Raw genomic sequence first — 15740 nt, forward strand, 5'->3', positions numbered from 1 at the left:
CTGTAGCGACCCTTTGCCGTGAACACGGCATGAGTAATGCTACCTTTTATAAATGGCGTGCCAAATATGGTGGTATGGATACATCATTAATGGCTCGACTGAAAGAGCTAGAAGCCGAAAATACCAGACTTAAAAAGATGTATGCGGAAGAGCGATTAAAGGCCGAAATCATCCAGGAAGCGATGGCAAAAAAGTGGTAAAGCCATCTTGCCGGCGTAAGATGGCACAACAGGCAGTTGCCCAGCATGCCATTAGTATTCGTTTGGCTTGTAAAGCATTTGGCATTAGTGAAACCTGCTACCGCTATCAAGCCAAACTCAGCGATGACAATGCACTCATTGCTGAACAGCTCATTGAACTCACTGAGGAAAATTCCGATTGGGGCTTTGGTTTGTGCTTCTCGTATTTACGGCATGTTGAGAGTTGCTGCTGGAATCACAAGCGGGTTTACCGCATTTACTGTGAGTTGGCACTGAATCTGCGTATTAAACCGAGAAGAAGACTAAAACGGCATGCGCCTGAACCATTGAAAGAACCAATCCGAGAAAATCAGGTTTGGTCATTAGATTTTATGCATGATCAGCTTTCCGATGGTCGCAAGTTTCGATTATTGAATGTGATTGATGATTACCGCCGCGAAGGCCTAGCCATTGAAGCAGGGTTCTCATTGCCCACAATCAGGGTTATTCGTACGTTGAATCAATTGCTGGAGGGGAGAGAAAAACCGTTAGTGATCCGATGCGATAATGGTCCCGAATTTATCAGTCACGAATTTGTGCGCTGGGCTACTGAGCACGGTATTCGTATTGAATATATTCAACCGGGTAAGCCACAGCAGAATGCGTATATTGAACGCTATAATCGGACCATACGTTATAGTTGGCTGAGCAAGCATTTATTTGATACTTTGGATGAAGTACAAGATTATGCAACAAACTGGTTGTGGCATTACAACCATGAAAGACCACATCAAGCTAACAAAGGAAAGCCACCTCTAATGGCTGCTTAACCTCTACTTTTAACTTCGGTTATTTATGGGAGGATTACCCGTTGATCAAGAGCTGGCGTTGTTTGATAAAAGCTTACGTTATAGCTATGTCTATTTATTTGACTCTGAAGAGTCACCGTTTGATCGGGTATTCGACCACCGCCAAAATCAGGTGCGTATTTTTTATAACGTTGCCTTGTCGAAGCTCATGACCACGTATTTTAATCATTTAAATACGCATCGTTTTCCACCGCTGCTTAAAGCAGATGGGCATGAGTACCATGTCAATTTTGACCATGCGGTAGATGTACAAAAAATTGAGGTCGATACTTTTCGCTCAAGCTATAACATGAACTTTTCTGGCTTTAATACCGTTAACCGTAAGGATGGTTTAGGAGCAGAGTTTATTGTGGGTCGTAAAGAAAATGATGTAAATCATGGCTTCATTTTAGACCCCGATGCTTTTTACGCTCATCAAACTAATCCGAACATACATTTACCTCGGTTCTTTCCGGTTACTGCCATTGCGTACCCTAAACAAAAGGTCACAGCCGATCAGGTCATTGCTGGGGCAGACTTAGAAATTGCGATGTTCGATCCGTACAGGCAAGAGCGTGTAAAAGTTGAAGGGGTGGACTATCCGCTTACGGCAAACTATTCGGCACCTTATGGACTGTGGCTGTCGAAATATAATTTAGGTGCAGCGGGTTATTGGTCTTTAATTAATAAAGAAAACAATTTGATCATGCCGCACTTATATATGCTGGAACCCTTTAACCCCAATAAGAAAATCATTGTATTTATTCATGGTTTAGCAAGTAGCCCAGAGGCGTGGGTGAGCTTGACCAACGACATTATGGGTGATGCCGAATTAAGACAAAACTATCAGGTTTGGCAGGTGTTTTATTCAACCAATATGCCGATTTTTGAAAGCCGTTTTCAGATTTATTCATTGTTGAATCAGGCTTTTCAAAACATTGCCAAAGACAGTTATGCGGCACACGATGCAGTGTTGGTCGGGCATAGTATGGGCGGCGTGATTAGCCGTTTATTGGTGAGTGATGCTGATGTTTCAGAGCAAGCCATGCAAAAAATGAATGAAGCGCAGCTAAACCGTTTAAAAGAAAATCCGGTCATTCGAGAGCGTTTTCAGTTCAAAGCTTTACCTTATTTTAAACGCGTTGTTTTTGTTTCGGCACCGCACCATGGTACTGACTACGCTGACCGATGGTTTACCCAAATTGCCCGCCGTATTATTCGTTTACCAGCCGATTTTTTTATTGCAGTTGAAATGCGAGATGAGAAAAATACAAAACTCAGAAAAGGCTTAATTGAAAATGGGGCGAGTAATTTAAGCCGTGCTTCTAGCTTTATGCAGCTTACCCAAGCCATTCAGCCATCGTCCAACGTAGTCTATCACTCGATTATGGGTAATATTCATGGCACGCCAGATAAGTTAAAAAGCAGCGATGGGATTGTGCCGTATCAAAGTTCACATTTAGGTGGTGAACAGTCGGAACTGATCATTAAAGGTGGGCATTCAATTCAAACTACGCCAGAAGCTATTTTAGAATTACGCCGTATTTTACGGTTGCATTTAAAGCAGTCGCAGCCTTCAAAATAGAATTTTTTGTTTTTAGAAAACCACTGCTGAACTGGGTCAACAGTGGTTGAAGTGATTAATTAAGCTGGTTTTGTTTGAGCGATTTTTTATGCTCAAAGTAGCTGATTGAAAAAATAACCAAGCCGACCAAATACAAGACACCAGACAAAAGTAGTAAGTCTAATCCTGCTGCATAGAGCAACCAAAGTGCGTAAATTGAAGCGACGCTGGCAATGGCAATATGTGGCGTGCGTTTATGGCGAATAGATTCTTTAAGATAAAAAGCCGACACCAGAAAATAAGGCAGCAAAATCATGACCGATGAAATTAATAAAAGCTGGGTGTAGTTTTTATTGAAAAAATACACGGCAATCAAGGCACCTTGCACGACAATGGTGGTTAGCCAAAGTGATGAAATGGGTACATTATTTTGATTATTCTTTAAAAATAATTTCGGGAATGCACCATTTTTTGCAGCTAAATATGGAATTTCAGTGGCGAACAAAGTCCAGCTTAAATAAGACGAAGAAACTGAAATAATCAGCCCGATGGTAATAACAATTGTGCCTGGTAAACCGATCAGTTGCTGCAAAATGGTGGCCATTGATGGGTTGTGCATGCCAGCAAGCGCTTCACGACTCACTACGCCATAGGCCAATACCGTCACCATCACATAAAAACTTAACGCCAGCAAAACACCTAAAATAGTTGCTTTACCAATATCATGACGTTTTTTTGCACGCGATGATAAAACCACTGCACCTTCAATACCGGTAAATACCCAAAGGGTAATCAGCATCAGGTCTTTCACTTGCTGCCAGAGTGGAACTTTTAAAGAGAAGTCATTTAAGTTGAGTTTGAACAAATCAAACTTAAAGGCAATGAAAGTAAAGAAGATAAAAACCACCATTGGAATAATTTTAGCGATGGTCGCCAGTAAATTCACAATCGCAGCTTCTTTAATGCCTCGGCTCACTAACCAGTGCACCAGCCATACAAAAATGCTTGAGCCAATCAGTGAATAGAGCGTATTACCTTCACCAAAAATAATATGGTCTTTGCTATCGGTAAACATGCCGACGCCTGAAAAGGCAATCACCACATAACCGACAATACCAATGGTGGTACACAGCCAATAACCCCACGCCGAGCAAAACCCGATCAGGTCTCCAAAGCCTTCGCGTGCATAGTTATAAATACCACCGTCTAAATCTGGGCGTTGACGCGTTAAATGTAATAGCGTGAGGGCCAAGAAAATAATGCCGACTCCGGTAATGAGCCATGCAATAAGAAGGGCAGAGCCGTTAGCGACTTGAGCCATATTTTGGGGGAGGCTAAATACACCTGACCCCACCATAGAACTAAAGACCAGCGCTGTAAGAGACAACAATCCGATTTTGGCAGCAGACATGGTATTTATTCTTTAAAAAATTGAGAAAGTTCAGCAATGTGTTCTGGGCCAATACCACAGCAACCGCCGACTAGGCTTGCACCTGCTTGCTGCCATTGTTTAGCGAAACCAAGATAAGCAGGCGCATCTAAGTCTTTACGAATTTCATCCAGACCATCGTTGGCAGTTGCGCTTTCATCTTGCGGTGGGAACGCATTGGCATAGGCACCAATCTGAACAGACTCTGGAATCAGTCCTTTAATTTCATTAATGGCTTGTAAGATTACTTCAGGCTGACAGCAGTTAAATAACACTGCTTTGGCGTTTGACTGCTTGATGAAATCAGCCACTTGCTGCATGTTTTCGCCTGAACGAAGTAACGCTTGTTCTTGTTTAATTTCATCTTGCAGCGTAAATGACACCCAATAGTCCTTACCATCTTGTGGCAATAATGCATGGACTGTTTCAACTTCTTTTAAGCACGATTGGGTTTCTGCTAACCAAAAATCTACTTCTGGTGCCAAGGTGTTAATGATTGGCTCAGCAAGGTTTTTAGCCTGTTCAGGTTGAAACAGGTCTGCACGGTAAGAACCAAATAACGGTGGTAAGCAGCCTGCGATTTTGACATTTTTGCCGCTTTCTTTAACTGCATTTTTTGCTTGTTCAATAGCAACTTTAATTAAACGCACGCCGTCAATTTCAAAGCGTTCTTGCCCAATATGAAAAGGCACAACAGCATAGTTATTAGTCGTAATGACTTCTGAACCAGCGTTAATAAAATCGAGGTGTACTTCTTTTACTGTTTCGGGTGCTTCAATAAGTGCAAGCGCAGACCACTCTGGTTGACGAAACGGAGCGCCACGACGGGCCAATTCACGGCCTAAACCGCCATCTAAAATTTTCATAAATTACAACATAAAGGGAGAAAAAATATTTGATTAATCTAGCGTGTAGATGTATCGAGTTCAATCGCGAATATGCTCGATATATTTCTAAATAAATTAGATTGTTATGAATATTTTTTCTTAAAAGGAATTCTGTAGAAGATGTTCAGTTTTACTGATGAACTTCATGTGAAAATGATGACGTATTTATTTGAAAATCTAGACTAAAAAATAATCTTATAATGCGCCATATTGTTGCCAACTTTCGCCAGTGTGCTGCGTTTTATAATACGCTTTAAGCTGTTCAAGCTGCATAAAGTGTATGCCTGATCAAATTAATAAACTGATGAATATTAAAACTTTAGATAAGCGACGAACTTTTTCTAGGCGAGCAAAAGCTAACAGTACAAAAAATAGGGCAGGTAAAAATATAAAGAACTGAACAGGGGAGAAAAATAAATGAGCGGTACTAAAATATAACGCAGCAGCACTCATCAGCACATTTAAAACAGCACATAGCTTTTGATATTTACCGAGCTTAAATGCATAAGCAGTGATGGTAAGTAATACAGCTGAGCTTAAATAAATGGCTGTGCCGCCAATCATCCACATATAAAACCCGCTTAACAAAAGATAAGCCAGTAGCAAAATAAGCACGAGCTTAAAACCAAATGACAAGAGGCGAGGTGATGCGTTTAAAGGCGTCATAGCGAATCTAAATATCTCAACTAAGGTCTTAAAAAAACAAAAGGACGAATCGAAATTCATCCTTTTGGTATTTTAGTTATATATCGTCAAACTTAGTTTGCTTTTGCAACTGGGGCAGCAGCAGTTTCATCGTTTGCAGCTTTAAACGGAGATGTATAGTTCAAGCCAAGCGTAGAACTTGTGTACTGACGAACTTTGTCGAGTAACACAGGGTCTTTGCTTAAGTCTTGTTTATAAGACACTACAATCTCATGAAGCTTCTGGTTCCACTTACCTTCAGTTTGCTGAGGGAAAGCTTTTTCAAGCAAGTTAAGCATGATGTATGGAGAAGTCGAAGCACCCGGAGACGCACCTAACAATGCAGTTACAGCACCATCTTTAGACGCAAAGATTTCTGTACCGAATTGAAGCGTTGCTGGTTTACCCGGTTCTTTCTTGATGATCTGAACACGTTGACCACCTTGGCTTAAACGCCAGTCTTCAGCTTTCGCATCTGGGTAGTATTTACGAAGTTCATTTAGACGGTCTTCATCTGACATCATCACTTGGCTCACCAAGTATTTAACAAGATCAAGGTTTTCTAAACCAACAGTGGTCATTGGTAAAACGTTGCTTTTGTTTGTTGATGCAAGTAAGTCAAGCTGAGAACCATTTTTCAGGAACTTGTTTGAATAGGTTGCAAATGGTCCAAACAATACATATTTTTTACCGTCAATATAACGCGTATCAATATGTGGTACAGACATTGGAGGCGCACCAAGTTCAGCACGGCCATATACTTTCGCTGTATGTTCTGCAGTAATTTTTGGATTGTCAGTAATTAAGAACTCACCACCAACAGGAAAACCAGCATATTGTTTCGCTTCTGGTAAACCAGTAAGTTGCAATAATTTAACCGCTGCACCACCTGCACCAATAAATACAAAACGTGTTTTAACGTGATCTACTTTACCAGTTTTCAAATTTTTGAAAGACACAGTCCAAGTCTTGTCATCATTTTGGCTAATGCCAGTCACTTCGGTTGAAGTCTGTAATTTGAAGTTCGGGTTTTGATCTAAACGATTTACTAACTGCTTAGTGATAGAACCATAGTTTACGTCAGAGCCAACATCCATACGGGTTGCTGCAACTTTTTGACTAGGGTCACGGTCGTTCATTACTAAAGGTGCCCATTGTTTAATTACAGCTGGGTCTTCAGTAAATTTCATGCCTTTAAACAACGGGCTTTGAATCATGGCCGCATAATGTTTTTCTAAGAATTTAACGTTATCGCCCCAAACGAAAGCAATGTGCGGAACTGGATTAATGAATGATTTCGGTTCAGCTAAAACACCTTGTTTTACCTGATATGACCAAAACTGTTTAGCAACTTCAAATTGAGAAGCAACTTTTTCAGCTTTGACGATTTCCATCTTACCGTTTTTCTCTTCGGTATAGTTCATTTCCATAAAGCCTGAGTGGCCTGTTCCGGCATTGTTAAAGCCGTTTGAACTTTCTTGAGCAACTTGGTCAAGACGTTCATACATACGAATTTGCCAGTTTGGTTCAAGCTCAGTGAAATAAGTACCGAGAGTGGCACTCATGATGCCGCCGCCAACAAGAACAGCATCAACAACTGGCTCATCTTTTGCAGTTTCTACTTGTTTTGACGCAGTTGGTCTAAACAAGAAAACAATTCCTGCAATTAAAATAAGAATGATTAATACCAGAAGGTATTTCAAAAACTTTTTCATGTAAGGGGGACCTTAAAATAAGTTATTTGAGTCACTTAAGGTGTGAGGAAACCTAGACAGCGTATCCAGACAAAATGGATATAAATGCGAAAGTAAATTCTCAAAAACAGAGAACTTCTAAAAAAATAAAAATTACTTGGGATTATCGCAAACACTCTATATTTTAGACTAATTTTGCATTGACAAGACAATTTTTATAATAAATGGGGTTCATCAAAATCATAAATATGATTTATATTTAATCAAATTAAGCTTTAATAAGATTATTTTAAATATTTGTTTGATTTTAAGTTATTGAAAAATAATTAATAATTTATAAATGGTTAAAGTTAGCTCATTTGAAGAATATTTGCCTATAAAAATAGATTAATTTTTATTTCATGGCCTATTTATGTAAATAAACTCCTCGCAAAAGCTTATTTTCTGTCATACATCGTTCTTATTAATATTGGTTCTATAAAGATTAAATTAAGGGTATATCTCTGCATAAGAAATATACCCTTTGATGTTTTATGACGCTACATAGAACGGTGCAGTTGAACGTGGTAATGCTTCACGTCCACGAATTTGATCTGCAATTTTTTCGGCAATCATAATGGTGGTTGCATTTAAATTACCAGTAATAATGAGCGGCATGATTGAGGCATCGACTACGCGCAAACCATTCATACCATGTACGCGGCCTTGACCATCTACGACAGCCATTTCGTCTTCACCCATTTTACAACTACAAGACGGGTGGTAAGCGGTTTCTGCATGGTTGCGAACAAAGTCATCAAGCTCTGCATCAGTTTGCAAATGTTTGCCTGGACTAATTTCTTCACCGCGATAGGGGTCAAGCGCAGGTTGCTGCATGATTTCACGCGTAATACGAATTGCATCACGGAACTCACGCCAGTCTTGCTTAGTCGACATGTAGTTAAACAAGATACTTGGATGCTCAAACGGATCTTTTGATTTGAGTCTAATACGACCACGTGAAGGCGAACGCATTGAACCTACATGAGCTTGGAAACCATGTTCTTTCACGGCATTACTACCATTGTAGTTAATGGCAACTGGCAAGAAATGGTACTGAATGTTTGGCCATTTGAACTCATCCGAACTACGAATAAATCCGCCTGCTTCAAACTGGTTGCTTGCGCCAATACCTGTACCATTAAATAACCACTCTGCACCAATTGCAGGTTGGTTATACCACTTCAAAGCTGGGTATAAAGAAACGGGTTGCTTACATTTATACTGTAAGTACATTTCTAAATGGTCTTGTAGGTTTTCACCAACACCTGGTAAATCATGAACCACATCAATGTCCATTGATTTTAAGAAGGTACTTTCACCTACACCTGAGCGTTGTAAAATTTGTGGTGAAGCAATTGCGCCTGCGCAAAGTAATACTTCGCGTTTAACCAAGGCACGTTGTAAGTTGTTTTGATCAGCACCAATAATATATTCAACACCGACCGCTTGTTTTTGGTTAAACAAGATTTTGTTAGTCGTCGCATGAGTCAGAATGGTCAGGTTTGGACGACCTTTTGCCATATCCAAATAACCACGTGCAGTGCTTGAGCGGCGACCCTTAGGCGTAACTGTACGGTCCATTGGGCCAAAGCCTTCTTGCTGGTAACCATTTAAGTCATCAGTACGTGGATAACCTGCTTGTACACCAGCTTCAACCATGGCATGGAACAACACATTGTTGCCATTTTTAGGGGTGGCAACAGATACAGGACCATTGCCGCCATGATAGTCATTTTCACCAATGTCACGGGTTTCGGCTTTTTTATAGTATGGCAAACAGTCGGCATAAGACCAGTTTTCAAGGCCCTTATGCGTTGCCCATTGTTCTAAATCCATGGCATTACCGCGGATATAGCACATGCCATTAATTAAAGATGAGCCGCCTAAACCTTTACCACGACCACATTCCATACGGCGGTTATTCATGTGTGGTTCAGGGTCGGTTAAATAAGCCCAGTTATAGCGACGACCTTGCAGAGGGTAGGCTAAAGCTGCTGGCATTTGTGTACGGAAATCCAAGCGATAATCTGGTCCGCCCGCTTCTAGCAGTAAAACGGTGGTATCTTTGTCTTCAGTAAGACGCGCAGCGAGTACATTTCCGGCAGATCCTGCGCCAATAATAATGTAATCATATTCTTTAATATTCATAACTATCCTTTTTTTACTAACAGTTTGCCTGAGCAATCTATAAAGACTGCTCGGCATATGTGATTTAGGTTGAAGTGTTTAAAGCGATTGAGGCATTAAAAAATGCTTTGATAATCGCCAAGTTCAACTTGAATAGATTTGATACGGGTATAGTGCCCAAGTGTGGTTAGACCATTTTCGCGGCCCACGCCAGATTGTTTGTAGCCACCAACTGGCATCTCGGCAGGCGATTCGCCCCAAGTGTTAATCCAGCAAATACCTGCTTCAATTTGGTGAATAATGCGATGAGCACGGCTGATGTCTTGAGTAACAACGCCAGCAGCTAAACCAAAGGTGGTGTCGTTAGCACGACGGATGACTTCTTCTTCGGTTTCATAGCTTAAAATGCTCATGACAGGTCCAAAAATTTCTTCTTGAACAATCGCCATTTGGTCAGTGCAGTCGCTAAATACTGTCGGTAATACATAAGCACCTTTCGCAAGGTCACCCTCTGTTGCGCGGCCACCGCCAATTAACACTTTAGCACCTTGTCGTTTGCCCGACTCAATGAAAGACAACACTTTTTCCATATGAGGGAAGCTCGTGAGTGGACCAAAGTTTGTCTCTTCAGCCATTGGGTCGCCAATGCGAATACGTTTTACACGCTCTACAACGGCTTTTTCAAAATCGGCTAAACGTGATTTTGGAACAAATACACGCGTACCGTTGGTACATACTTGACCTGAGCTAAAGAAGTTCGCCATGACTGCAATATCTGCGGCACGGTTTAGGTCGGCATCTTCACAAATAATCAGTGGAGATTTACCACCAAGTTCCATGGTTACTTCTTTCAGTGTAGAGCCAGCAGCGCTTGCCATGACTTTTTTGCCGGTTTCCACACCGCCAGTGAATGAGATTTTTTCAATCACAGGATGTTCAGTGAGCCACTGACCGATTTCACGACCAGCACCTTGCACCACGTTAAATACGCCGTCTGGAACGCCAGCTTCTGTATAGATTTCTGCAAGTTTAAATGCAGTGAGTGGAGTGGTTTCACTTGGTTTGAAAATCATGGCATTGCCGGCAGCAAGGGCAGGGGCAGATTTCCATAAAGCGATTTGAATTGGATAGTTCCAGGCACCAATACCTGCAACCACGCCTAAAGGTTCACGGCGTGTATAAAAGAAACTTGATTCGCGAAGTGGAACTTGGTCACCCTGAATGGCTGTTGCAAGTCCTGCATAGTATTCGAGTACATCTGCACCAGTCACGATGTCGACTGTAGATGTTTCGCTAAAAGCTTTACCTGTGTCGAGAGTTTCAAGACGGGCAAGCTCATCATTTCGTTCACGAAGAATGTCGACAGCACGACGCAAAATACGTGAACGCTCCATGGCAGTCATGGCAGCCCAGATTTTTTGTCCTTGTTGGGCACTTTGTACAGCAGCTTCAATATCTTGTTCAGATGCTTGCTGAAGAGTCGCGATTGTCTCGCCGTTGGCAGGGTTAATACTATTAAATGTTTTACCACTGGTTGCTTTAACATAGCGTCCATGGATATACAGTTGATGAACTTGTACATCACTCATTTTGTCTCTCCTGCAAAGGCTTGTTCGCAAATTGCAATTGCGTTTGTACATAATCGTAAGCAATGGAACGGGCAAGATTGCTGTCAAATTCGTTATGACGGCTCAAACTGCCTCGTAGCCATAATCCATCAATCAATGCTGCCAGACCTCGAGCGGCAACACTGGCCTGTGGTTCATCCATTAACTTGAGAAAGTAAAACTTCAAGTTGGAGTACAGGCGTTGATCATTAATCTTTTGCAAGCGGCTTAAGTCTGGTACGTGCATACTCGCTGACCAAAAGTCTAACCAGACCCGCATTGCTTTTTCATTGACCTGACTAATGTCAAAGTTCGAGTCGATAATGGCCTTAATTTGGCTCTCTGGATGCGTATCTGCTTCTGCTCTGTACTGTTCGGTTTTATGACGCAGAACATTCAGCATTTCTTGCATACAGGTATTTATCAACCCTTGTTTGTCGCCAAAATAATGGCTGACAATGCCGGTCGACAACTCGGCTTTTTTTGCAATTTGTGCAATGGTGGTATTGGATAACCCCACTTCATAAATTACGTCGAGTGCGGCATTCATAATCTCTTCACGTCGCACGTGCTCTGGTTTTACTCTGCGTTTTGTCATGTTTTTCCACATCAGCACTTTTAGCGGTGCTTTAAATTCAGCATGTTAACTTGCAAAGCATCATAGCACTTTTTTTATCATACTTGTTATTGATTGAACGTTCAATCAATAACAAGTATGATATGTAAAAATCAATGAATTTTTGAATATTGCCTCTAGGAATAAAGAGGTAAAATCAAAGGTTCTTACGGATAGGATGATGCGCATAAGTACAGTACTTATCACGTTATTTTGAGAAAATACACCGATTGCAAGGAGCAATAAGATGGTGTTGAAAAGTGATAGATATTCTTCAGACCATATTCGGTTAAATCGTTTTGTATTTTGGAGTTCAGCCATCAGTATTGGCATTTTTGGCCTACTTTTTGTGCTGTTTCCAGAAAAAAGTCAGTTTTGGTTGACCTACATACAAGAGCAAGTAAATCACTTTTTCGGGTGGTATTACATGCTGGTTATTGTGCTTTGTCTGGGCTTTGTGGCATGGCTCGCTTTTTCAAAAGTAGGGCAGATTCCCTTAGGAAAAGACGACGACAAACCTGAGTTTAGTTATTTGGCTTGGACCTCAATGCTGTTCTCGGCAGGTATTGGTATTGCCTTACTTTACTATGGCGTTGCTGAACCTGTTGACCATTTTTTAAGACCACCGGAAGGTGAGTCAGGAACCATTCAGGCAGCCCGTAATGCCATGACCTATAGCTTTTTGCATTGGGGCATTCATGGCTGGGTACTCTATGCATTACTCGGGGTCACTTTAGGTTACTTCGCTTTCAGACAAAACTTGCCATTAGCACTGCGTTCGGCGCTTTACCCAATTTTTGGAGAGCGTGTTCATGGCTTGGTGGGTGATTTTGTCGATGGTTTTGGAATTTTAGCTACAGTTATTTCTTTGGTCACCAACTTGGGAATCGGGGCTTTGGTGCTTGTGTCAGGCATTTGCTATTTGCTTCCGCAAATTCCTAATAACTCTGTGACCTTAATTACAGTTGTTCTTATTATGATGTTTGTTGCCACGATCACGACCGTGGTGGGCATTGAAAAAGGCTTGGCATGGCTATCGCGTATTAATTTACGTCTGCTGTATGCATTACTTTTATTTGTATTTTTAACGGGCCCTACAAATCATTTATTAAATGGCCTTGTGCAAAATATGGGTGATTATCTAAGCAATTTTATTGGTAAAAGCTTTGATATGTATTTGTATAACCCAAAAGCAAGTGGCTGGTTGGGTTCGTGGACTGTGTTTTATTGGGCATGGTGGATTGCTTGGGCACCTTTTGTCGGCATGTTTATTGCCCGTATTTCAAAAGGACGTACGATTCGCGAAGTTGTATTGGGTGTATGCCTGATTCCACTCGGCTTTACCCTAGCTTGGATCTCGGTTTTTGGAAATACGGCAATTTACTTTATCTTGAACCAAAAACAGAAAGTTTTGGGCGATATGGTTTTAACTGATCCGGCATTATCTTTATTTAAGTTACTCGAATATCTGCCGTTTAATCCTTATGTTGCAGGTATTGTTGTTGTAATTTGTTTCGTTTTATTTTTGACACCAGTTGGCTCTGGTACACTTATGATCGCTAATTTGTCCTCAAAAGGGGGCACCAATGATAGTGATTCACCGATCTGGTTACGCGTTTTTTGGTCTGTGGTAATTACCATTGTAAGTATTGGCTTGCTATTAGCCGGTAGTTTCAACTCCATGCAAAGTGCTGTGGTGTTATGTGGTTTACCATTTTCAGTCATTATTTTGCTTTATATGTTTGGTTTAGCCAAAGCCTTAAAACAAGATGATTTTGACCCTCAATTAGTGAAAAAACAGTTAGCTGTTTCAAAAGACATTTCGGTTCCGTCGAATTGTGACCAGAATAAAGTGACTGAGGTTTTATAACCTCAACCGATCACATCTATATATTATTTTTTGCGTTTAAAGTCGTCTTTTCATTATTTTAAATAATAGTGAAAAGACGAAATTAAATATTTTGTTTTTATTTTTATTCCTTGAGGATTGTATGGCAACAGATAATCCAAGAGCAGTTGATGATTTAACATTATCTAAATCTAAAAAAGACCCGCTCAATCGTGTGGTTTTTTATTTTTCAGCTGTACTTATTTTAATTTTTTCTCTCGTCACGTTTTTGTTTAATGATTTTGCAAACCGAGTCATGAACACCGTACTTCAGTGGGTAACCTCAACCTTTGGTTGGTATTATCTGCTTGCCGCAACGCTATATATGGTTTTCGTGATTTTTATTGCCTGTTCAAGATACGGCAATATTAAGCTAGGACCTAAGCATTCAAAGCCTGAGTTTAGTGTACTCAGCTGGTCTGCGATGCTGTTTTCGGCTGGTATTGGTATCGATCTGATGTTCTTCTCGGTCGCTGAGCCTTTATCTCATTATATGCAACCTCCAGTCGGAGCAGGTCAGACCTATGAAGCAGCACGCCAAAGTATGGTCTGGACATTGTTCCACTATGGCTTAACCGGCTGGTGTATGTATGCCTTAATTGGTATGTCATTGGGATACTTTAGTTATCGTTATAACTTACCGCTTACCATTCGTTCTGCACTTTACCCAATTTTCGGAAACAGAATTAATGGGGCAATTGGGCATAGCGTTGATACAGCTGCCGTTATCGGAACAATTTTTGGTATTGCGACGACCTGCGGGATTGGAGTAGTACAGCTAAATTATGGCCTGCATGTATTATTGGGATTACCAGAAAACATCTGGATGCAATTTATCCTGATTGCTGTCGCGGTCGGTATTAGTGTTATTTCGGTGACATCAGGGGTCAATAAAGGCCTGCGGATTTTATCTGAAATCAATATTTATGTTTCGGTTGGGCTATTGCTGTTTATTTTGTTCTTGGGAAATACCGAGTTTTTACTCAATGCCCTAGTCCAAAATATTGGTGATTATTTAACCCGTTTCCCGACTTTAGCATTACAAAGTTTTGCTTTTGAACAGCCTAAAGAGTGGATGAGTAGTTGGACTTTCTTCTTCTGGGCATGGTGGATTGCTTGGTCTCCATTTGTTGGACTTTTCCTAGCACGTATCTCAAGAGGACGTACCATTCGTGAGTTTGTGTGCGGTACTTTAATTATTCCGCTTCTATTTACACTTACATGGTTATCCATTTTTGGTAATAGTGCATTGCACAGCGTTATTTTTGAAGGTAACCAAACCTTAGCAGCGACTGTGTTAGCAAATCCGGCTCATGGTTTCTACGACCTGCTAGCGCAATATCCGGGCTTTACCTTTATCGCTTCAATTGCCACCGTGACAGGGCTTTTGTTCTACGTGACTTCTGCCGATTCGGGAGCGCTGGTTTTAGGTAACTTCACGACTAAACTTACGAATATTGATAATGATGCTCCTCGTTGGTTAAGTGTGTTTTGGGCAGTAGCAATTGGTTTGCTGACATTAGCAATGCTGATGACCAACGGTATTACCGCTTTGCAAAACGCGACCATCATTATGGGATTACCTTTTAGCTTTGTGATGTTCCTTGTGATGGCAGGACTATATAAGTCGCTGAGGCTTGAAGATTACCGGCAAGCCAGTCGAAGTATGAACGCAGCTCCGGTAGTCGGTAATGTTGATATTCTGAATTGGAAACAACGTTTAACTCGAGTGATGCATCATCCGGGAACCACTGAAACCCAACGCATGTTAGATGCAGTTTGTCTACCGGCTGTTCAAGCCGTTGCAGGTGAGCTTATTAAGCAGGGTATGAATGTAGATGTGCAGCAAACCCCTCTTGAAGATGAAGAAGCACTTTACCATCTGGACTTCACTATTCATTTGGAAGAAGAACAAAACTTCGTTTATCAGATCTGGCCTGTACGCTATAGTGCGCCTAACTTTAGCCAGCGAGTGAAACGGGGTAAACAGTTCTATTACCGGCTAGAAACCTATCTTTATGATGGCTCTCAAGATAATGATCTGGTGGGATACAGTAAAGAACAGGTCATTAATGACATTTTAGATAAATATGAAAGACATATGACGTTCTTACATATTAATCGTATTAGCCCGGGGAATCGTCCGTTGTTCCCAGATCCACAAGCTTAAGAGGA

General features: G+C 41.0%; 9 protein-coding genes and 2 pseudogenes. 4 read left to right on the forward strand and 7 right to left on the reverse strand.

Features of this window, described 5'->3' with window-relative positions:
* Positions 1-1009 (forward strand): IS3 family transposase gene (locus ACINWC141_RS00010; protein WP_155757870.1). Its coding sequence is split into 2 segments (ribosomal slippage), with 1010 coding nucleotides annotated over them: positions 1-186 and positions 186-1009; the frame shifts between segments, so codons are not numbered across the junction. This gene is flagged as partial in the annotation.
* A 40-nt stretch (positions 1010-1049) separates the two neighbouring features.
* Positions 1050-2612: pseudogene (locus ACINWC141_RS00015) on the forward strand (lipase family alpha/beta hydrolase); the annotation flags it as partial.
* Between the two features lie 55 nt (positions 2613-2667).
* Here ACINWC141_RS00015 and ACINWC141_RS00020 read toward each other — a convergent pair.
* The 7 genes and pseudogenes from ACINWC141_RS00020 to betI form a co-directional block, all read right to left on the reverse strand.
* Positions 2668-4002 (reverse strand): basic amino acid/polyamine antiporter, encoded by a 1335-nt coding sequence (locus ACINWC141_RS00020; protein ID WP_009386486.1) that lies wholly within the window; start codon positions 4000-4002, stop codon positions 2668-2670.
* Between the two features lie 5 nt (positions 4003-4007).
* Positions 4008-4886 carry a homocysteine S-methyltransferase family protein gene (locus ACINWC141_RS00025; protein WP_009386512.1) on the reverse strand — a complete coding sequence of 293 codons (879 nt, stop codon included), beginning with the start codon at positions 4884-4886 and terminating at the stop codon, positions 4008-4010.
* Between the two features lie 216 nt (positions 4887-5102).
* A pseudogene (locus ACINWC141_RS00030) lies at positions 5103-5573 on the reverse strand (hypothetical protein).
* Between the two features lie 92 nt (positions 5574-5665).
* A complete protein-coding gene (gene mqo, locus ACINWC141_RS00035) occupies positions 5666-7306 on the reverse strand; it encodes a malate dehydrogenase (quinone) (protein WP_009386534.1) in 1641 nt (546 codons plus the stop codon).
* A 510-nt stretch (positions 7307-7816) separates the two neighbouring features.
* Positions 7817-9475 carry a choline dehydrogenase gene (betA, locus tag ACINWC141_RS00040; protein ID WP_009386590.1) on the reverse strand — a complete coding sequence of 553 codons (1659 nt, stop codon included), beginning with the start codon at positions 9473-9475 and terminating at the stop codon, positions 7817-7819.
* 95 nt (positions 9476-9570) lie between these two features.
* Complete coding sequence (gene betB / locus ACINWC141_RS00045; protein WP_009386560.1) at positions 9571-11043, reverse strand: betaine-aldehyde dehydrogenase; 1473 nt, start codon at positions 11041-11043, stop codon at positions 9571-9573.
* The gene (betI, locus tag ACINWC141_RS00050; protein WP_009386478.1) at positions 11036-11659 is read right to left on the reverse strand and encodes a transcriptional regulator BetI; all 624 of its coding nucleotides are present in this window, start codon (positions 11657-11659) and stop codon (positions 11036-11038) included. The genes betB and betI overlap by 8 nt, the downstream gene beginning before the upstream one ends.
* 265 nt (positions 11660-11924) lie before the next feature.
* Here betI and ACINWC141_RS00055 point away from each other — a divergent pair, with 265 nt between their 5' ends.
* Positions 11925-13547, forward strand: a complete 1623-nt coding sequence (locus ACINWC141_RS00055) for a BCCT family transporter (RefSeq protein ID WP_009386543.1) — start codon at positions 11925-11927, stop codon at positions 13545-13547.
* Between the two features lie 121 nt (positions 13548-13668).
* Complete coding sequence (locus ACINWC141_RS00060) at positions 13669-15735, forward strand: choline transporter (protein ID WP_009386583.1); 2067 nt, start codon at positions 13669-13671, stop codon at positions 15733-15735.
* Positions 15736-15740 lie beyond the last annotated feature (5 nt).

This window comes from Acinetobacter sp. WC-141 (genome assembly GCF_000313935.1).
Taxonomy (GTDB): domain Bacteria; phylum Pseudomonadota; class Gammaproteobacteria; order Pseudomonadales; family Moraxellaceae; genus Acinetobacter.

Bases quoted from the DNA above. Each gene is read 5' to 3' on its own strand.
- ACINWC141_RS00020 (WP_009386486.1), bottom strand. From the start codon at position 4,002: ATGTCTGCTGCCAAAATCGGATTGTTGTCTCTTACAGCGCTGGTCTTT.
- ACINWC141_RS00025 (WP_009386512.1), bottom strand. From the start codon at position 4,886: ATGAAAATTTTAGATGGCGGTTTAGGCCGTGAATTGGCCCGTCGTGGC.
- mqo (WP_009386534.1), bottom strand. From the start codon at position 7,306: ATGAAAAAGTTTTTGAAATACCTTCTGGTATTAATCATTCTTATTTTA.
- betA (WP_009386590.1), bottom strand. From the start codon at position 9,475: ATGAATATTAAAGAATATGATTACATTATTATTGGCGCAGGATCTGCC.
- betB (WP_009386560.1), bottom strand. From the start codon at position 11,043: ATGAGTGATGTACAAGTTCATCAACTGTATATCCATGGACGCTATGTT.
- betI (WP_009386478.1), bottom strand. From the start codon at position 11,659: ATGACAAAACGCAGAGTAAAACCAGAGCACGTGCGACGTGAAGAGATT.
- ACINWC141_RS00055 (WP_009386543.1), top strand. From the start codon at position 11,925: ATGGTGTTGAAAAGTGATAGATATTCTTCAGACCATATTCGGTTAAAT.
- ACINWC141_RS00060 (WP_009386583.1), top strand. From the start codon at position 13,669: ATGGCAACAGATAATCCAAGAGCAGTTGATGATTTAACATTATCTAAA.